Raw genomic sequence first — 20,614 nt, 5'->3', positions numbered from 1 at the left:
CAATTTGAGATTGAGTATGAATTGGATTAATCAATCATTATCGGATAAAAAACACTATATTTGGAAGAATTAAAATTTACTCCCAAAGTAACATGGCCGATTATACTATATTTTACACGGATGATGATGACGATGATTTGAGCATTTTTACCGATGCAGTAGAATCTATGCCACAGAAAATTATACTTCAAACCTATACAGGAGGAGATAAATTGCTGCATGCTATTTCTAATAATCCAATTCCGGCACCTCATGTTGTTTTTTTAGATTTGAATATGCCAGGGAAAAATGGTTTTGATGTATTAGAAGAACTTCGAAAATCAGATTTCCAAAAAGATGTACCGGTACTTATTTATTCTACTTCGAGCGAACCTGGAATTATTGAAAAATGCCGTAGTCTTGGTGCTAATGGTTTTATTACAAAACCAGTTTTAATGAGTGACATTATCAAATCTATTGAACACGCTTTGCAGATTGACTGGAGTAAATTCATTCCTACCAAGTCCAATTTTGTATTCAAATATTGATTACGATAAATCGGGAATGTAAATATTAAATACAGATCCTTTATCTTTTTCGCTGAAAACGGTGATGAATCCTTTATGGTTTTCAACGATTTTTTTTACGATAGCCAGACCAATTCCAGTTCCTTTAAACTCGCTTTCGGTATTTAAACGCTGAAATACTTCGAAGATTTTTTCTTTATAAACAAGTTCAAATCCAATTCCGTTATCCGAAACCTGAAGATGATGGTACATTTTGTCTTTAAATTCTGCTTTTGGAAGTAGCTTTCCATTCACTTTTTCTACTGAAATTTTTACTTTCGGAGGAATTCCAGGTCTCGAGAATTTCAATGCATTTTCAACTAAGTTATGAAGTAATTGTCTGAATTGAAACTGAATGAGTGTGGCTTCTCCTAAATCGCCGTATTCTACAACGGCATTTTTTTCTTCAATCCGATCTGAGAAATCGCTTATGACTTCTTCGGCAACTTCGTTTATTTTCACAATTGTAAAAACGCGGTCTGCAGAATTGGTTCGTGAATAGGTGAGTAAATCTTGTATTAATGTTTGCATTTTTTTTGCCGAAACTTCAATTCTACCCAAATACGTTTTGGCAATAGCCGAAATATTTTCATCATCTAAATCAGCAAGGCGACTGGCAAAAGTTTGTATTTTACGTAATGGTTCCTGCAAATCATGGCTTGAAATATAAGCAAACGACTGCAGTTCAATATTCATATTGACTAAATCTCGATTTTTAAGTTCCAGTTGAGTCGTACGTTCAATAATTTGCTCTTCGAGTTGATTGGTAAAGTTTTTCTGTTCTTCGATATCGGTGCTGGTTCCCACCCACATTTGTATTTTTCCGAATTCATCTATTTGTGCAATAGCGCGACTGAGTTGCCATCTGTATTCGCCGTCGTAACGTTTGAATCGATGTACAAACAAAAAATCATGTCCTGTTTTTACAGACTCCATCCAGAGTTTTACATTCTCTTCACGGTCATCTGGGTGCACGACTTGCAGCCAGCCGTTTTTCTCAATTTCTTTTTTCGAAAATCCGCAATAGGTATAAAAAGTTTCATTGAAATAATTGAGATTTCCGATGGAGTCACTTGTCCAAATTAACTGCGGAATAGAATCGGAAAGGAGCCTGAATTTTTTCTCGCTTTTGAGTAATATTTCCTGATTTTCTTTTTCGTCGGTAATGTCCATTACCGTTCCAATCATTTTTGCAGGTTCTTTGTTATCATCATAGAATATTTTACCGTGTACTTTTATCCAGCTTATGGTTTCATCTAATTTCTGAATTCGGGCTTCATATTTATAAATACTTGTTTTTAAAGCTTTTTCAAAGGCTTCTAAAACAATAGACTCATCTTCTGGAAGAATTCGGTTTCTAATGTCTTGATGTACAATCTTTGTAGATTTTTCAAAACCAAAAATATCCAATAAATTTTCGCTGTAGATTAGTTTTTTAGTTTGAAGATTTAAATCCCACATGGCGATTTCTCCAATTTCTGCTGCTAATCTGGCTCTTTCTTCAGCTGTTTCGACTTTTTTTCTGGCTTTAACTTTAGAAGTTACATCGTTTACCGTTACCATGATGCCAGACGACTTTCCGCTTTTTTCGTAAAGCGGTGTGTATTCGTAATCGAGATAGAATTTTTTTAGTTTTCCTTTAATATCTACATACGCAATTGATTCGTTTTCACGGATTGTTTTACCATAATCACGCACTTCATTTAATAACTCCGGATATTTCTGATTGACTAATTCAGGAAAAACCTCCAATAAAGGTTTTCCAATAGTATCTTTTTCTTCTCTTTGCCAAATCGTATATAGCATGGTATGATTGGCTAATTCGATAATATGGTCTTTTCCTCTAAAAATTGCCATTGCCATCGGAGAATCCATAAAAATATTTCGAAAAGCTTTTTCACTTTCAGCTAAAAGATGTCTTCCTTTTACTTCTTCAGTTATTTCATAAGCGACAACAATAACTCCAGTAATGTCATTTTCTTCCTTTAAAGGATAAAAAACAAGATTAAAATAAGCCAATTCTTGCTGGTTGTAACGATTTAAGATTACATTAAACTCATCAGCAAAATAAGGTTCGCCAGTTTCAAAAACATTTTTTATAATAGGATACGCAGTTTCTTTAGTTTCAGGAACAGAATCAAAAATGGGTCTGTTTAAAACATCATTTTCTGTTCGATCAATAATATGAAGGTAAGTGCTGTTTGCCATTTCAACAACCAGATCAGCACCTTTTAAAATACAGATTCCGAGTGGTAATTGTTTGACCGTATTTCTAAAACGTTTTTCGCTCTCTTCTAATTTTTTTCTAGTAAGTACTTGATTGGTAGTTTCATTACAGATTACCAAAACACCATTTGTTTTTCCGTTTTCATCATTTACAGGACTGTAGCTAAAAGTCCAGTAAACATCTTCCATTTTTCCGTTTCTATAAATCGGTAATAATTGGTCTTCATGCCAGGTTGCTTCTCCTTTAGTAAGAACCTGATCGATAAGTGGTTTGATAAAATCCCAAATTTCAGCCCAGAAATCGGCTCCTTTTTCACCAAGAATTGAAGGATGTTTGCCATCATTACCAAGACTAGGACGATAAGCATCATTATAAAAACAAATATGATCTTCTCCCCAAAACAAAAACATGGGAAATTTAGAATTTAGTAAAATGCCAAGAGTTGTACGCAGACTCTGAGGCCAATTTTCTACTGGTCCAACGGATGTTTTGCTCCAATCTTTGGCACGGGTAAGTTTACCCATTTCTCCTCCGTTTGCCAAAAAATCATAATTAGTGTTCATTAAAAATGGAATGTTATGGTCTTGTACTGATAATAAAGGTCGTATAAAAATGTCTAACTACTATTAAACACACATAAAATTAATAAAAAATAAATTTCGATTTTAGAGGATTTTTGAATGAGCTACGATTAAAATCGTTAGAGTTAATTTTATCTGTTTTCAATGCAGAAATTTGATAAACAGTAAAACAGCAGTTATGAAACGAGAAGATTCAAAACACGAAATCGACTATATAAAAAAATATACAGAACAAGGTTATACAGGAACATATTTGTTTGAAGATAATCATTTAATTGATGCAGAAACAAAAGAAGTTTATCAGCCACAAGATGTTTTTATTGTGGCACATCATCGTTATGAAGGGATGAGCGATCCAGACGATATGTCCATTTTATATGTAATCGAAACAAAAGATAACAGAAAAGGGACTCATTTATTAGGATATGGTCCTACAGCAGATTTGGAAGAAGCAGAGTTTTTTAAAGACATTCCGAAAGCCAATTATTCGAAAAATTCAGATATAAACGAAGTAATATAAAGCATAGAAATAGATTGGTATTTTTATTTTGCTGATGAGCAGTTGTTTCAAATTTATTTGAGGCAGCTGCTTTTTTTTTTGAGGTTCAAAGTAACAAAGAGACAAAGAGACAAAGGAAGAAAAGACTATGCTTAAAAAACTCTGTCACTTTGTTGCTTTGAACCTTTGTCACTTAAATAAAGAAATTATGAAATATCTCTCCGAAATTGTATAAAGAATTGATTGACAAGATAAACGAAATTTGGGTTATAGAAATTTAAATAAAACCACTGTTAGTCTTTGTACGTAAATAGCTACTAACGGTTTTATTAAACCAAAACCCATATAATGAAGAAACTTTACATAAATACTGGAGGATTTGATGCTGTTTTTAATAATTTTAAAGATAGTTTTGGTGGTGACTTAGTAATTACTGCCAACGAATATAAATTGACATTTAAATCAAAATGGGCAAACGGAAGTATCTCTGGAGCTCGTTTTGAAAAAGAAATGACTTACCTAAATTTTGATCTTACTTTTAACGAAGAAGTAAATTTGAGTATCGAATCTAATCCTTTTACACCAGTATTTTTTGTGTATTGTGAAAAAGGAAGTCTTTTACACAGTTTTGGTGCAAATGGCGACCTGAAATCTTTAGAGAAAAATCAATCTGGGATTATGAGTAATTCCTCATCAATAAACAGTGTATTGTATTTTGAAAGTCACAAACACATTCAATTTTCTTTAATCGGAATTCCAACAATTGTAGAAAATGTGGAGAATGAATTTGTTTCGGATGTTAAAAGAATATTTACAAACGAATCTGGAAACTACATTTATATCGGAGCTGAAAATCATAAAATAGAGCAGAAGTTTGAGGAATTAAAAACGATTCCAAAACAAGGAACAGTTCGCTATTTGTTGATGAGAAGCATTTTAAGAGAAATTTTAGAATTGGAAATTGCACAGCACAGTTACAACTATTTAACTGCTTTTAACCCGATTTTGAACTTCGCTTCTAAGCAAATCAATGAAATCAAAAAGTTGCATGCAGTTGCTGTAATTGCTCCATTGCAATTCATCAAAAGAAGTTTGCAGACACGAACTTTAAAACACCAATTAGAATTAAAACCATACAACCAAAAATTAGCTAGCTAGAAAGCCTCACATATTCTTCATCAAAAAAACAGCTTCACCGAGCTGTTTTTTTCTTTTATGAGAATTATTCTTTTTCGTAATGCAAAATAAAATAAACCATAATGAGATTTAGAAAAAGCGAAATGCTGTTAGTGATAATAATTGGCCAATCATTTTTCAAAATGCCATAAACGATCCAAACCGCGATTCCGAAAGTTAGAATGGCGAACATTTTAAGCGAAATTTCTTTTACTTTTTTAGTTTTCCAAACTTTCAAAATCTGCGGAATCGTAGAGATTGTAATACAAGCTCCTGCAAAAAGACCGATTATGTCTATGTAGTTCATTTCTTAAGGTTCTAAGATTCTGGGAGGCTGAGGTTCTAAGTTTTTTAAAACTTTGCGTGCTTAGCGTAAAACTTTGCGCTCTTTGCGGTTAAAAAACTATCCACCAACCAATTCACCTCCGTTAATATGAATAAATTGTCCTGTAATATAACTGCTGTCTTCGCAGGCGAGAAACACATACGCAGGAGCTACTTCAGACGGTTGTCCGGCTCTTTCCATTGGATTGTCTTTTCCGAAATCAGCTAATTTGTCGAAGCTTGCGACAATTAACGGTGTCCAGATTGGACCGGGCGCAATGCCGTTGACACGTATTTTTTTCTTCGCGAGCATACTCGAAAGTGATCTTGTAAAACTTACAATAGCGCCTTTTGTACTGGCATAATCCGCGAGATGTTCGCTTCCGCGAAAAGCAGTTACAGATGTTGTATTAATAATTGTATCGCCTTCTTTTAAAAACGGAAGAGCCGCTTTTGTAATATAAAAATAGGGATAGATATTGGTTTCAAAAGTTTTATGGAGCTGCGTTGAGGTTATTTTTTCGAATTCGCTTTGCGGAAATTGAACAGCAGCATTGTTCACTACAATATTGATATTCTTAAAATTAGTATGACATTTTTTTACGGCTGCTTTGCAGAACTTTTCATCTTTCAGGTCACCACTTATTAAAAGGCATTGCTGTCCTTCTTTTTCAATCATTTTTTTGGTTTCAAGAGCGTCTTTGTCTTCTTTTAAATAAACAATTGCAATATTGGCGCCTTCTCTGGCAAAATGTACGGCAACACTTCGGCCGATACCGCTGTCGCCGCCTGTTATAAAAGCTGTTTTTCCTAATAATTTACCACTTCCAACATAGTTTTCTCTTATAATTTCTGGCTCGGGTTTCATCATATGTTCATTGCCAGGGAGATTTTGTTTTTGTTCAGGGAATGTTTTTATCTTCTTCATGATTGGTCTCTTTTTAAACACTTTTAGTACTTAAAATTAGATCATAATGTGATTTTTGCTTGTCTTTAAAGCGATTTTGTTTGCCTCAATAAAAATTAAACAGACATTGTTGTGTGAAAAAACTTTCATTAAGAAGAAATGTTAAAATAACAGGAAATTTTCTAATAACTTAAGTATCATCCCAAAGCGTTAAATTTCCAAGTAAAAGTGGGAATTGTGTAAAATATTTCATTTTAGATAAAAAACCTGCTCGTTTATTTTTTTATACATTTGAGAATTTACACGCCATTTTAAATAGCTACCTTTTCAAATTATTAAAAAAATAAGAAAATTTTCATATTATTTAAATTCAACCATTTTGACTTACAACAGATTTAAACTCCAGACATGGTATTAATTGTAGACGATATAAGGGCCAATATTATTGCCTTAAAGAAAACATTAGAGCTGCATAATATCGATGTTGATAGTGCCGAATCTGGAGAAGAAGCTTTAAAGAAAATTCTAAAAACAGATTATTGTCTGATTATAATGGATGTTCAAATGCCAGGACTTGATGGCTTTGAAGTTGTAAAAATCCTTTCTGGAAATCAACGTACCAAAGATATTCCCGTTATTTTTCTTTCGGCTCTTAATACCGAAAAGAAATACATTTTTAAAGGATATGAAACAGGTGCTGTAGAATACATCACAAAACCTGTCGATACAGATCTGCTAATTTTAAAAGTGAAGACTTTCATTAAAATCTACGAACAGCAGAACGAGCTTAAAGTAATGAAAGACTTGCTTTCTAAAGAAATTAAAATCAGAAAAGAAGCACAGGACAATCTGGAAATCAAAATTGCGGAAAGAACTAAAGAATTGGTTCAGAAAAATGAAGAATTGGAGCTTCGAAATCACGAATTGCAACAATTTTCATGGGTGGTTTCACACGATTTAAATGAACCAATCCGAAAGATTCAGATCTTCATAAAAATTATAAAAGACCTTTATCTCAAAACCGACGATAAGGCAATCGATTATGTCAACAGAACGATAAAATCGGCAGAACGAATGCAGACTTTAATTACCGATCTTTTGGCGTATTCCAGACTTTCGGCTCAGGTAAAACCAGAAAAAACAGATTTAAATGTGGTTTTACAAGAAGTTCTTTCAGACTTTGATTATCTGATAGAGAATAAAAGTGCTGAAATAAAAACAAATGAACTTCCAACGGTAGATAGTATTCCGAGTCAGATGCGTCAGGTTTTTCAGAATTTGATTGGAAATGCATTGAAATTTTCAGGAAGTGAAGAAAAACCAGTAATCGAAATTACTTCTGAAATTATTGTAGAAAAATCTTTTGACAGCCCAACATCACCAGAAGGGCATTTCTGTAGAATCACCGTAAAAGATAACGGAATTGGTTTTGACGAAATTTATCTCGATAGAATTTTTATTATTTTCCAAAGCTTAAATGACCGTCAAACCTACGAAGGAACTGGAATTGGACTGGCAATTGCCAAGAAAATCATAGAAAAACATAACGGATTAATTACCGCTAAAAGTAAACAAGGAGAGGGTGCAAGTTTTATAATTGTACTTCCATTAACCAATAAATAATAAGTATAGAATCTTTATGCAGAGCAATTTTAAAAGAAATTTATTAATAAGTTCACTTGTTTCGCTTCTTGTACTGACCATTAGTTCAGTTGCTTCGTTTGTTAGTATTAAAAGTTTACTAAGCAGTAACTTTTGGGTAAACCATACTCAGGATGTCATTTATAATTTGAACGAAGGTTCAGCAATTATCACAGAAGCACAAACCAGTATGCGAGGCTATTTGCTTACAGGCGACGAACAGTTCGTTGCTCGGTTTAATGATTCTGAAAACCGATCAAATGCCTATTTTGATAAATTAGATGAATTGACTTCTGATAATCCTTCGCAGAAAAAATTACTGGAAGACTTACGAGATAAGCGTTCAGGTTTCTTTAAATATTTAAACAATCAAATCGTCAAAAAGCGTTTAAGCAAAGAAACACTGATTTTTGATTTGAATGAAGGTCGAAATATGATGAACGAAATGAAAGCGCTCATCAAAAAAATTGAAAGTACAGAACAAAAACTTTTAGATGAACGTAATTCAAATTCAGAACGTTACGGTAATTATAGCTTGTCTTTGATTGTTGTTGCTTTTTTAATTGCCTTTCTTATTTCTACTGTTTTTCTAGCTAGAATTCTGAAAGATTTCAACGAGAGAGCTTTATTACAACAGGAATTACAGAAAAAAGATAAAGAAACAGCAGAAAGATTAGAAGTAATTAGCGGTATTGCAACACAAATTTCGAAAGGAAATTACGATGTTCAAATCGACGATCGCAAAGCCGACACTTTGGGCACGCTCGGAACTTCTATTCATGATATGAAAGATTCTTTGAAAAGTTCTTTCGAATTATTGTCTCAAAAAGAATGGTTGCAATCTGGTGTGGCTACGTTAAATGATAAAATGCTGGGCGAAAAAACAATCCAGAAGTTAGCAAAAGATGTAATTGAATTTTTATGTCAATATACCAACAGCAGCGCAGGTGTTTTGTATGTTGTAGATGGCGAAGAAATTACAATTTCTGGAGGATACAGTTATATACCAAGTAAAAACCGTGAAAGAATTAAAAAAGGAGAAGGCTTAATTGGGCAAGCTATTGTTTCTGGTAAAATGTTGGAATTAAAAACATTATCTCCAGATGATATTCATATTAATTATGCTTTAGGAGAAATTAAACCAACTCATATTGTAGCTCTTCCGTTGATAGATTTTAAAGTAGAAGGTGCAGTTGAATTGGCTAGTATTTATGGTTTTTCTGTATTGCAATTAGAATTCTTGAATTTGGTTGCCAATAATATCGGAATTGCTTTAAAAGCAACACAAAACCGTAAAAGAGTAATGGAACTCTTGGAAGAAACGAAATCGCAATCTGAAGAACTTCAAATTCAACACAGCGAACTGGAAGCAATCAACGCAGAATTAGAAGCGCAAACCGAAAAATTACAAGCTTCTGAAGAAGAACTTCGAGTACAACAGGAGGAATTAGAACAAACAAATGAAGAACTTTCGGAAAGAAGCGTTTTATTAGAAGAAAAAAATACCGAGATACAAAAGAAATCAGAAGCTTTAGAGTTAACTACACGTTATAAATCGGAGTTTTTGGCAAATATGTCGCATGAATTAAGAACTCCGCTGAATTCCATTTTATTATTAAGCCGTTTGTTATCTGAGAACAATAACAAAAACATGAATAATGAAGAAATTGAATTTGCAAAAGTAATTCAGAGTTCAGGAAATAGTTTACTTGGATTAATTGATGAAATTCTCGATTTGTCTAAAATTGAAGCCGGTAAAATGGATTTGGAATTTCTGGATGTTTCTACCAAGGAAATTGTTGATACCCTTCATAACTTGTTTTTCTTAGTGGCAAAAGAGAAAGGAATTAATTTTGAAATTATTTCTAAAGATGCGCCAATTGTTATCAAAACAGATAAAATGCGTTTGGAACAAATTCTGAAAAACCTGATTTCTAATGCAATTAAGTTTACAGAAAAAGGAACCGTTTCTCTTGAAATAAAAGTAGATTCTGATAATGATAAAGTGATTTGCTTTATTGTAAAAGATACGGGAATTGGAATTCCGTTAGAAAAACAACCCTTAATTTTTGAAGCCTTCCAACAAGCCGACGGATCAACAAAACGTAAATACGGAGGAACAGGTTTAGGATTGTCTATCAGTCGTGAACTTGCAAAATTATTAAGAGGAGAAATTGTACTTCACAGTAAAGTAAATGAAGGAAGTACATTTACTTTGTGTCTTCCGGTTTTAGGATTTGCTGTTAATAAAGTTTCTGTTAGTAAAATTCCGGACGTAGAAGTAATCGAGGAAGAGTACGAAAATGAAGAAGCAAGACCAAGATACATTAGCGAAGTTGTTCCGGCAGAAATTGAAGACGATCGCGATTCTATTTTAGAAGGCGATAAGGTTATTTTGATCGTGGAAGACGATATTAATTTTGCAAAATCACTTTTGGCTTTTACGCAGAAAAAAGGATATAAAGGAGTTGTAGCGGTAAGAGGAGATTATGCCTTAAACTTTGCTTTAATTTATAAACCAATTGGAATTCTGTTGGATATCGAACTTCCTATTAAAAGCGGTTGGGAAGTGTTAGAAGAATTGAAAAATCACTCTCAGACCAAACATATTTCGGTTCACATTATGTCTTCGCATAAATTGAAACAGGAAAGTTTGTTAAAAGGTGCTGTTGATTTCTTAGACAAACCAGTTGCTTTTGATAAAATTCCAGAAGTCTTTATGCGTATTGAGCACATCATCAATAAAGAATCTCAAAAGGTTTTAATTATTGAAGACAACCCAAAACATGCAAAAGCGCTGGCTTATTTCTTAGAAACATACAATATAAATTCAGAGATAAAAAGTGAAGTTTCTGCAGGTCTATCAGCTTTAGGAAAACAGGAAGTAGATTGTGTGATTCTGGATATGGGAATTCCAGACAAACAAGCTTATGAAATTTTGGATGGCGTTAAGAAAAGCCCAGGATTAGAAAACCTGCCTGTAATTGTATTTACAGGAAAAAGTTTATCGATAAAAGAAGAATTAAAGATTAGAAAGTACGCTGATTCTATCATTGTGAAGACAGCTCATTCATACCAAAGAATGCTGGATGAGGTTTCACTTTTCCTTCATTTGGTTGAAGAAAAGAAGGAGGGGAAAGCAAAAGAGGTTCACAAGAAACTGAATTCATTAAACAATATTTTGTTTGAGAAAAAAGTACTAATTGTTGATGATGATGTTCGTAATATTTATTCGCTTTCTAAAGCTTTGGAAGCCTTTAAAATGAATGTTATTACAGCATTTGATGGAAAAGAAGCGATTAAAATTTTAGATGAAAATCCAGATACAGATGTTGTATTATTAGATATGATGATGCCAAATATGGATGGTTACGAAACAGCTGAAAAGATTAGAAGTAATCCTAAATTTCTTAACTTAGCCGTAATTGCTGTAACCGCCAAAGCAATGACAGGCGACCGTGAAAAGTGTATTAAAGCGGGAGCTTCAGATTACATTACAAAACCTGTAGATGTAGATCAGTTGTTGTCATTGTTGCGAGTTTGGCTGTACGATAAAATCTAATTTTTAAAGCGCTGTAATGGGAAAAAAACGTGTGTTGATTGTAGACGATGATTCTAGAAATATTTTTGCTTTGGTAAATACTTTAAAAGCAAGATCTTTTGAGTGTTTGTCGTGCTTAAGTGCCGAAGAAGCTTTAAAAATATTAGCAGTAGATGGTGAAATCGATGCTGTCTTAATGGATATGATGATGCCCGAAATGGATGGTTATGAAGCCATTCCGCTTATAAAAGCGATTCCGTTACAGGAAAATACTTTTGTAGTCGCTGTAACAGCACAAGCAATGGCAGGAGACAGAGAGAAATGTTTGGAGGCTGGTGCAGATGCATACATCTCAAAACCCGTAGACGTTGATAAATTACTTCAAATCTTGGGTGAAATTTAAATGAATTATGATTGAAGATATTGAATTAGAAACTCTTATAAACGAAGTTTACGAGTATTATGGTTTTGATTTTGGAAGTTATTCCAGAGCTTCACTGAAAAGGCGTGTAAATCGAGTTTTCTACTTAGATGGATTTAAACATTTTCATGAGTTTTTATCAAAAGTCCGCACAGATGAGGATTATTGCAAAAGAATGATCGACGAAATCACGGTGAATGTTACAGAAATGTTTCGGGATCCGTCTTTTTATATGACACTTCGAAAAGAAATACTTCCGTTGTTAGGAACAAAACCCTTTATTAGAGTTTGGCATGCAGGATGTTCTACTGGTGAGGAAGTGTATTCGATGGCCATTATGCTGAAAGAACTAGGGTTACTACACAAATCCATATTGTACGCAACTGATATCAATTCATCAGTTTTGGAAACAGCAAAAAGCGGTATTTTTCCGCTTAGAATGATAAAAGATTATGCCGATAATTATCGTGATGCAGGCGGACAAGAAGATTTCTCCGATTATTATATTGCCAATTACGGTTTTGCAAAATTCAATGACAACCTTTCTGAAAAGATGGTTTTTTCACAACATAATTTGGTTTCAGACACCTCTTTTAATGAGTTTGATCTGATTTTATGCCGAAATGTTTTGATTTATTTTGATAATAATCTGCAGAAAAGAGTCGTTAAATTATTTGATGACAGTCTTGCTGTTTTAGGCTTTTTAGCACTTGGAACAAAAGAAACCATAAAATATTCTATATCTCCAACCAAATACAAACAGTTTGATAAAGAGAAAATATGGAGGAAAATAAAAGAATAAAAGATTGTAAAGTAGTAATAATAGGAGGTTCAGCTGGAAGTTTGCAGGCATTACTGCAAATTTTGCCGTTTATAGAAAATGCTGTTTCTTTTGCTATTGTTATTGTGGTTCATAGAAAAAACTCAGACGAACAAACGTTAGAAGATTTAATCGCTTTAAAATCAAAAATCAAAGTAAAGGAAGTAGAAGATAAAGTGCCTTTAAAGGCAGGCTTTATTTATATCGCGCCTTCCAATTACCATTTGTTATTTGAAAAAGACGAAACACTTTCTTTAGATACTTCAGAGAAAATAAATTACAGTAGACCAAGTATAGATGTTGCCTTTGAATCTGCGGCAGAAATATATGGTTCTCATTTAATTGGAATATTATTGTCTGGCTCTAATTCTGATGGAACAGTTGGAATGCAAGCTGTTAAACAAGCAGGTGGAATAACTGTTGTACAGAATCCTATTTCAGCGGAAATGTCTTTTATGCCTAATAATGCTATTTTGCACGTTGCACCCAATTTTGTTTTAAAGACAGAAGAAATCCTTGAGTTTATTAAAGAAATCAATCAGGTTTAATCCATTGGATGTGACTATTTTTATTCAATTTTACTCATTAGTGAGATTTAAATCTGCTTTAATCTGTTCTAAATCTGCGTGAAAGATCGATGAATAAAAGTATTTCACGCAGATTTCTAAAGATTTCAGCAGATCAAATTTGATTTTATTTATTGAATAAGCTTTACCCGGCAGTTAAGGTTTAGTTTCATCTTGAGGAAGTATAACTTTATTCATTTCGGCATCTTTTTCAGCTCTTTTTTGTGCCGCTTTTCCTTTTCCAATAGGGATTCCAGCGGTTAAATACAAAGATCTGTTGTAAACATTTGGACCATCTCCTTTCATTACAGGAACCAAACCATAATAATACTGAATTGTAATATTTAATCCGTTGCCAACATTCATGTGATAGCCTGTTCCAAGAGCAATTCCAGCATCGATAACACGAATCTGGTCTCTGATTTTTTTTTTGTAGGTAACATCATTTTTATTGATTTCATTCGAAAATTCATCAAAAGCAGAAGCTAAGAGTCCCAATTGTGGCCCAGTTTTAACGTAAATTCTATTTTTGAATTGGTATTTAATTAAAATAGGAACATTAAAATAACGGATTTCTCTGTTTACAGAACCGCCTTCAAAAGTATTATCCAAATTTACATCGTCTAGAGAATAAACAGGAATATGTCGCGCGCCCATTGGGGATTTTACAATAACGCCCGTATTGATCATCCAAGCAGGATTTTTTTTGGAACGAACATCAAAATAAAAACCAAGATTAAACCCTGGATTCATTCCAGAACTTTCCAAATTTGAAATATCAGAAAGATTCAATCCGCCTTCAAGACCAAATTCTAAAAAAGGAGAATTTAGTTTGTCTCCAAAAATCAAGGATATTAATACTTGAGATTTAGCTTGACTCACACAGAAAAAAACGAGAAGTATGCATAAACCTTTTTTCATAAAATCGGTTTTTATAATCCAAATCGATATTGAACACCACCCAAAGCTTGCGTACGAGTTCCAAGAAAACCAACTTCGACCCTAAACATAAGGTGTGGATTCAGTTGATATTGTGATCCCATAATAAAGTTCCACATATCTTTTGGTCTTTTTTGAAGCGAATATTGAACAGACGAAGAACCTGCTGTACTAAGAGCCCCGTCTAAAGTAGCCAAGAATGTACCAGCACTTTCTAGAGCTCGATTGGCTGTATTATGTTTTACAACATTGGAAGGATTTTTTTGCTCAGCAGGAGTAAGACCGTTCCACCAATTATCCACTTGTGTTTGATTATCAGCTATTTTTGCCAAACCATTGTCCACTTTTTCTTGTGCATTGCTTAAATCAATAAAATCAGATAAAGGTAAATTTCCGTTTGTATCTCCAGAAATATGAACACGGAAACCACCAACCCAAAGCGCAATATTTTGATCTTTATCTCTAAAAGGTTTGAACGTTTTTCCTAATCTCGGACCAAAAACATAAGAAAAGGCAGGTTTATCAAGGGAACTAATATCGGTCCAAGCCATGTTCATATCTAAGGCTAGCCATCCACCTCCAATACCAATTGTAGGCGTCATACCTAAACCAAATGTAGTGGCATTAAAACTAGCTTTTGTACTAAAATTAGCGATTTCAGACCAATTGTTATTGGCATCTGGAATGTAAATTCCAGCGTTAATCTTAGTTGTAGGATTTGATTTTCCAAAGACACCATAAATGTTTAAAAAAGGAAGTAACCAAATATCTGGACGAATCGTAAGTGCGCCAACTTCAACATGTGATTTATCAAATCGTACAATTTCGTCCAAATTATACATAGGACCATTATTGAATCCTACTTGAAGATTGTTAATGACTATTTCTGAATCCTGCCAAAAATAATTAACGGAAAGTCCAGCAGAATAAGGAAGCTTATAGCCTTTTTGAGCCACTTTTTCTCCCCAAATGGGTAATGCGTACGGATAATCTACGACTTTTAGACTGTCTTTTAATTGCTGGTTTTTTTCTCCTACGATTTTGTCAGTGTAGACCTGACCGAAAAATTGAACACTAAATAATAAGAAAAAGGCTGATATTAGTTTCGTACATTTCATTGATTAAATTGTTTATAATTAATAAAACTGCGTAAAATAAATAGGGCTTATGTATTCTTAAAATATATTTCGGCTGTTAATTTTTGTTTCCTAGGCGTAGAGTTTTAGAATGAAAAAGAAGTTAATTAGTGTTAAAGTTAACTAAAAATTCTTTTCATAAGTATAAAATTTTAAGAAATGTATTTAGTTATCAGTTGATTAACTTTTTTTTTGAAAAGAAAAACAATAAATTGCTATTTTTACAAGCATGAAATGGATAGCAATTCTAATGTCAATTTATTTGATGGTACTTTCAAATATGCCTTGTGCGGATATGGAAGTGAATAGTGCTATGCATAAAACTGTTCAGTTTGCAAGTGAGGATAATCATTCACACGATAAAGACAATGATTTATGTTCTCCGTTTTGTGCCTGCAATTGCTGTGGCGCACAGGTTTTAAGCTATGAAGCTCCTTTAAGTTTCGAATTTCCTAAACCTTACACTCAAATTTCAATTCCTTTACCAAGTTATAATTCTGTTTTTATTTCCGATTTCTTTGGAAGTATTTGGCAGCCCCCTCAAATAGTATAATGATTAAGCCTGTTCGATAAAGTCGAAAACGGGCGAGAGAGTTGTGGACTTTCCACATGTTTACAGACAATTCAATTGTCTCATTTCTCACGTCATTATAAATTCAAATGTTAGATAAAATCATACAGTTTAGTATACGAAACAAATTCGTTATACTACTATTTACCCTTGTGCTTATTGCTTGGGGAAGTTATTCGCTTAAAAAATTACCACTTGATGCGTTGCCTGATATTACCAACAATCAGGTTCAAATTATTACCACAGCGCCAACGCTCGCAAGTCAGGAAGTCGAACAATTAATTACGTATCCACTCGAAAGAGCTGTAAAAACAGTTCCTAATATTATAGAACTTCGCAGTATTTCCCGTTTCGGATTATCAGTTGTAACCGTTGTTTTTGAAGATGATGTCGATATTTACTGGGCTCGCGAACAGATATTTCAACGTTTAAAAGAAGCTGAAGAAAACATTCCAGCCTATGTAAATTCTCCCGAATTAGCGCCAATTTCTACAGGATTGGGAGAAATTTATCAATACGATGTATATGCCAAAAAAGGCTACGAAAACAAATACAGTGCTGTAGAACTGCGAACGATCCAAGATTGGATTATTATTCCGCAATTGCAGGGAATTAAAGGTGTTGCCGAAGTAAGTACCTGGGGCGGAAAATTAAAACAATTCGAAATTGCTGTAAACCCAAATATGCTCAACAGTTTGGGCGTTACGATTACCGAAATTTTTGACGCTTTAGAAAAAAACAATCAAAATACAGGAGGAGCGTATATTGAAAAAGATCAATACACGTATTTCATTCGCGGTGTCGGAATGGCAAAAGGCGTAAAAGACCTTGAAAACGTGGTTGTAAAAAACCGAAACGGTTCGCCAGTTTTGGTTCGAAATGTAGCACAAGTTCGTGAAGGCGTTGCGTTGCGTTACGGAGCATCTACAAAAGACGGAAAAGGAGAAATCGTTTCGGGAATGGTTTTAATGCTGAAAGGCGAAAATTCCAGCGCTGTTGTAAATCGAGTTCACGAAAAAATGGCTCAGATTAATAAAAGTCTTCCAGAAGGAGTTGTTGCTGAAGCTTTTATTGATAGAGGAAAACTCGTAGAGAATTCTATTAAAACTGTTGCTAAGAACTTATTAGAAGGAGCATTGATTGTGATTTTCGTGTTGATTTTATTCTTAGGAAATCTTCGTGCGGGATTGATCGTAGCTTCGGTTATTCCGTTAGCGATGTTGTTTGCTGTGATTCTGATGAATGCCTTTGGCGTAAGCGGAAATCTAATGAGTCTTGGTGCGATAGATTTCGGAATTATAGTCGACGGAGCTGTCATTATTGTCGAAGCCACGATGCATCATTTACAAAAATTCAAAAATAAAAAAGAATTAACGCAGGAAGAAATGGATGAAGAAGTCTACAACTCGGCTTCAAAAATTAGAAATAGTGCTGCTTTTGGTGAGATTATTATATTAATAGTATATCTGCCAATTTTAGCTTTAATTGGAACTGAAGGAAAAATGTTTAAACCAATGGCGATGACAGTTGGTTTTGCCAATATCGGTGCCTTTATTCTTTCGCTGACCTATATTCCGATGATGAGCGCTTTGTTTCTTTCAAAGAAAACAGAACATAAAGAAAACTTCAGCGACCGAATGATTGCTTGGTTAGAAAGCCGTTATACACCATTATTAAAAAAAGCTTTAGAATTTAAAAAAGTCGTGCTTTCAATTGCCGTTGGATTATTCGCTTTGGCGTTTATCATTTTCCAAAATATGGGAGGTGAATTTATTCCGACAATAGAAGAAGGCGATTTGGCAATCAACGCAACCATTATGACGGGAAGTTCGCTTACGCAGATGGTTGAAACAACGACCAAATACGAACAGATTCTGAAAGCGAAATTCCCAGAAATCAAAACCATCGTAACCAAAATAGGAAGTGGTGAAATTCCGACCGACCCAATGCCAATTGAAAGTGGCGATTTGATTATTGTTCTAAAAGACAAAAAAGAATGGAAAGGCAAATACCATAATTGGGAAGAAATTGCCAATGCCATGAAGAAGGAAATGGAAATTATTCCGGGAGCTAATATCGAAATTTCTCAGCCTATCCAGATGCGTTTTAATGAATTAATGACAGGAAGCCGATCTGATATTGCCATCAAAATCTTTGGCGATGATTTGGAAATCCTAGACGCAAAAGCAGCAGAATTGATTTCGAAAATAAAAGGAATCGAAGGAATCGGAGATTTAAAAGCCGATAAAGTAACAGGTTTGCCACAAATCACAATCAAATACGATTACGACAAAATTGCGCTTTATGGTTTGAATATTTCGGATATTAATCAAATCATTCGTTCGTCTTTTGCGGGAGAAGTTGCGGGAAAGATTTACGACGAAAGCAAAAGATTTGATGTTGTCGTGAGAATGGACGAAAACAATAGAGGTGATATTACGGATGTCAGCAATTTGTTTATTCCGCTTCCGAATGGTCAACAAGTACCGCTTTCTCAGGTTGCTTCTGTTGAATACGAACAAGGTCCTGTGCAAGTCATCCGCGAAGACGGAAAACGAAGAATTACGGTTGGTTTAAATGTTCGTGGAAGAGATATTAAAAGTGTTGTCGAAGAAATTCAGGCGAAACTAGATAAAAGTTTCAAACTTCCTGCGGGATATTATGTAACGTACGGCGGACAATTCGAAAACTTGATCGAAGCTTCACAAAGACTTATGGTTGCTTTGCCAATTGCTTTGGGACTGATTTTAGTCTTGCTGTATTTCACTTTTAAAAGCGTTAAACAAGCGTTATTAATTTTTACAGCAATTCCGTTATCGGCTATCGGAGGTGTTTTTTCGCTTTCGCTAAGAGGAATGCCGTTTAGTATTTCGGCAGGAATTGGTTTTATCGCCTTATTCGGAATCGCGGTTTTAAACGGAATTGTACTGATTTCGTATTTCAACCAATTAAAATCAGAAGGTATTTCAGATGCATTCCAGAGAATTATTATCGGAACCAAAACTCGTTTGCGACCTGTTTTAATGACTGCGGCCGTAGCTTCACTTGGATTTATGCCAATGGCATTATCAACAAGCGGCGGGGCAGAAGTGCAAAAACCATTAGCAACCGTAGTAATAGGTGGCTTACTCTCAGCCACTTTATTGACCTTAATCGTTTTACCGATTCTGTATTTATTGCTGGAGAAGTTTAAACGTGGTAGAATTAGTCAATGAGAAAATTTGATAATTAGATAATTTATTACTGCGTGTAGAAAATAATTTCTCTCGCTCCCGATAGCTATCGGGATAGCATATCTGGCAGATTAATTTAAAAAGAAAAAATCTGTTCAATCTGCATAATCTGCGGGAGACAAAAAAGATTTTTCACGCAGATCTAAACAGATTAAAGCAGATTTAATTTGATTTGAATGAATAAAAAAATCTGCATTTATCAGCTTAAATCTTTTTAAAATCTGCGTGAAACAAAAAATATAAAAATGAAAAAATCAATATATAAAAATCAATCGAAAAAGCTTTGCTCCCGATGGCTATCGGGATTGCGGTTAAGCATGTTTTTATTGTTCACAATCTTATCGCAGTCGCAAACTAAGATTTCTTTAGAAAAAGCAATAGAATTGGCCAAATCAAACAACATCGACTTAAAAATTGCCGATAAAGAAATCGAAAAACAAACTGTTCTGAAAAAAGCGGCTTTTCAACCCGATCCGCTTCAAGTACAATATCAAGGCGGTCAGTTCAATAGTGTCGATTACGATCATAACGTTTCTGTGCAGCAGTTTTTCCCGTTAGGAAACATCACAAAAGCCAATCGACAATTGCAGGAAGAATTGACAAAACTGGCCGAAAAAAGAAAAGCATTGTCTTCGTATGAAATCGAAAAAGCGGTAACATTGGCGTATTATCAATATTTGTATGGCGTTTCAATTCAGAAACTCAATTCAGAATTGAATGATATTTATACGAAATTCCTAAAGAATGCCGAATTACGTTTTAAAACTGGAGAAAGCGGCAACATTGAAGTTATCAGTGCCAAAGCCAAAGTAAAAGAAATTGAAACGCAGAAAGCGCAATTAGAATATGATTTGGCTATTTATCAGAAGCAATTGCAATTTTTCATTCAGACAGATGAAAATATTATTCCTGATGCGAATACTTCTTTGCAATACACTTTTATCGAAAATCAGCAAAACACAAAAGCCGAGGCTTTAATAACTGATTTGTATCAACAACAAATTTCGGTTTATCAAAAAGAAGCCGGAACTTTTAAAGCTTTACGCACGCCAAAAGTTGGTTTAGGCTATTTTGCTCAAACCATTAATACTGAATTTTTGTTTCAAGGTTTTACAGCAGGATTGCAGATTCCATTGTTTGGGGGCGTGAATACAACCAAAGCAAAAGCATCGGAAATCAGTATTTCGCAGTCACAATTGGCTTTAGATAAAAACAAAATGATGCTGAATTTGCAAAGAGAAGAGTTGAAAAATAACTTCGAAAAACAACAGAAGAATTTAGCCTATTTCCAAAATGAAGGATCACAATATGCCAATCAGATCATAGAAACGGCTCAGAAAAGTTATGCTAATGACGATATGAGTTATTGGTCGTATATCAGCTTTTTAAATCAAGCCATTGATATTAAAAAACAATTTGCAGAGGCAACACACAGCTACAATCAAAGTGCAATCGAACTTCAATTTCCAACCATCAAAAACAATTAA

The 20,614-nt window shown here is 34.0% G+C and carries 16 protein-coding genes; 11 read left to right on the top strand and 5 right to left on the bottom strand.

What is annotated here, in order from left to right; translation table 11 throughout:
* Positions 1 to 92 precede the first annotated feature (92 nt).
* Positions 93 to 527: a response regulator gene (locus NQQ59_RS03660; protein ID WP_144213721.1), complete on the top strand. Its 435-nt coding sequence runs from the start codon at positions 93 to 95 to the stop codon at positions 525 to 527.
* Here the strand turns inward: NQQ59_RS03660 and NQQ59_RS03655 are convergent, their stop codons facing one another.
* Complete coding sequence (locus NQQ59_RS03655) at positions 528 to 3,335, bottom strand: PAS domain-containing sensor histidine kinase (protein WP_144213719.1); 2,808 nt, start codon at positions 3,333 to 3,335, stop codon at positions 528 to 530. It abuts the gene before it with no gap.
* A gap of 196 nt (positions 3,336 to 3,531) precedes the next feature.
* Here NQQ59_RS03655 and NQQ59_RS03650 point away from each other — a divergent pair, with 196 nt between their 5' ends.
* Complete coding sequence (locus NQQ59_RS03650) at positions 3,532 to 3,873, top strand: hypothetical protein (protein ID WP_144213717.1); 342 nt, start codon at positions 3,532 to 3,534, stop codon at positions 3,871 to 3,873.
* 327 nt (positions 3,874 to 4,200) lie between these two features.
* Positions 4,201 to 5,010 carry a hypothetical protein gene (locus NQQ59_RS03645; RefSeq protein WP_144213715.1) on the top strand — a complete coding sequence of 270 codons (810 nt, stop codon included), beginning with the start codon at positions 4,201 to 4,203 and terminating at the stop codon, positions 5,008 to 5,010.
* A 64-nt stretch (positions 5,011 to 5,074) separates the two neighbouring features.
* Here the strand turns inward: NQQ59_RS03645 and NQQ59_RS03640 are convergent, their stop codons facing one another.
* Together NQQ59_RS03640 and NQQ59_RS03635 are read right to left on the bottom strand one after the other, a co-directional pair.
* Positions 5,075 to 5,335: a SemiSWEET family sugar transporter gene (locus NQQ59_RS03640; protein ID WP_144213713.1), complete on the bottom strand. Its 261-nt coding sequence runs from the start codon at positions 5,333 to 5,335 to the stop codon at positions 5,075 to 5,077.
* A gap of 96 nt (positions 5,336 to 5,431) precedes the next feature.
* A complete protein-coding gene (locus NQQ59_RS03635) occupies positions 5,432 to 6,280 on the bottom strand; it encodes an SDR family oxidoreductase (protein WP_144221476.1) in 849 nt (282 codons plus the stop codon).
* A 387-nt stretch (positions 6,281 to 6,667) separates the two neighbouring features.
* Between NQQ59_RS03635 and NQQ59_RS03630 the strand changes: the two genes are divergently transcribed.
* From NQQ59_RS03630 to NQQ59_RS03610, 5 genes are read left to right on the top strand one after another with little or no spacing between them, the layout of a single operon-like run.
* On the top strand, positions 6,668 to 7,882 hold the full coding sequence (locus NQQ59_RS03630) for a hybrid sensor histidine kinase/response regulator (protein WP_144213711.1): 1,215 nt from the start codon (positions 6,668 to 6,670) through the stop codon (positions 7,880 to 7,882).
* Between the two features lie 16 nt (positions 7,883 to 7,898).
* On the top strand, positions 7,899 to 11,462 hold the full coding sequence (locus NQQ59_RS03625; protein WP_144213709.1) for a response regulator: 3,564 nt from the start codon (positions 7,899 to 7,901) through the stop codon (positions 11,460 to 11,462).
* A 16-nt stretch (positions 11,463 to 11,478) separates the two neighbouring features.
* Positions 11,479 to 11,844 (top strand): response regulator, encoded by a 366-nt coding sequence (locus tag NQQ59_RS03620; protein WP_144213707.1) that lies wholly within the window; start codon positions 11,479 to 11,481, stop codon positions 11,842 to 11,844.
* 7 nt (positions 11,845 to 11,851) lie between these two features.
* Entirely contained in the window at positions 11,852 to 12,664 is an 813-nt protein-coding gene (locus NQQ59_RS03615; RefSeq protein ID WP_144213705.1) for a CheR family methyltransferase, read from the top strand.
* A complete protein-coding gene (locus tag NQQ59_RS03610) occupies positions 12,643 to 13,230 on the top strand; it encodes a chemotaxis protein CheB (protein WP_144213703.1) in 588 nt (195 codons plus the stop codon). Before NQQ59_RS03615 ends, NQQ59_RS03610 begins: the two co-directional genes overlap by 22 nt.
* A gap of 174 nt (positions 13,231 to 13,404) precedes the next feature.
* Here NQQ59_RS03610 and NQQ59_RS03605 read toward each other — a convergent pair whose 3' ends face one another.
* Positions 13,405 to 14,169: a porin family protein gene (locus NQQ59_RS03605; protein WP_257698133.1), complete on the bottom strand. Its 765-nt coding sequence runs from the start codon at positions 14,167 to 14,169 to the stop codon at positions 13,405 to 13,407.
* Positions 14,170 to 14,180: 11 nt separating this feature from the next.
* Positions 14,181 to 15,305: a hypothetical protein gene (locus tag NQQ59_RS03600; protein ID WP_144213701.1), complete on the bottom strand. Its 1,125-nt coding sequence runs from the start codon at positions 15,303 to 15,305 to the stop codon at positions 14,181 to 14,183.
* Between the two features lie 247 nt (positions 15,306 to 15,552).
* Between NQQ59_RS03600 and NQQ59_RS03595 the strand changes: the two genes are divergently transcribed.
* The 3 genes from NQQ59_RS03595 (at position 15,553) to NQQ59_RS03585 (ending at position 20,614) form a co-directional block, all read left to right on the top strand.
* Positions 15,553 to 15,876 (top strand): DUF6660 family protein, encoded by a 324-nt coding sequence (locus tag NQQ59_RS03595; RefSeq protein WP_257698132.1) that lies wholly within the window; start codon positions 15,553 to 15,555, stop codon positions 15,874 to 15,876.
* A 107-nt stretch (positions 15,877 to 15,983) separates the two neighbouring features.
* Complete coding sequence (locus NQQ59_RS03590; RefSeq protein WP_144213698.1) at positions 15,984 to 19,109, top strand: efflux RND transporter permease subunit; 3,126 nt, start codon at positions 15,984 to 15,986, stop codon at positions 19,107 to 19,109.
* A gap of 263 nt (positions 19,110 to 19,372) precedes the next feature.
* Complete coding sequence (locus NQQ59_RS03585; protein WP_257698131.1) at positions 19,373 to 20,614, top strand: TolC family protein; 1,242 nt, start codon at positions 19,373 to 19,375, stop codon at positions 20,612 to 20,614.

This window comes from Flavobacterium panacis (assembly GCF_024649945.1).
In the GTDB taxonomy this organism is placed as follows: domain Bacteria; phylum Bacteroidota; class Bacteroidia; order Flavobacteriales; family Flavobacteriaceae; genus Flavobacterium; species Flavobacterium panacis.
The sequence above is the reverse complement of the archived record's forward strand: the minus strand, read 5'-3'. Positions and strand labels throughout refer to the sequence as shown.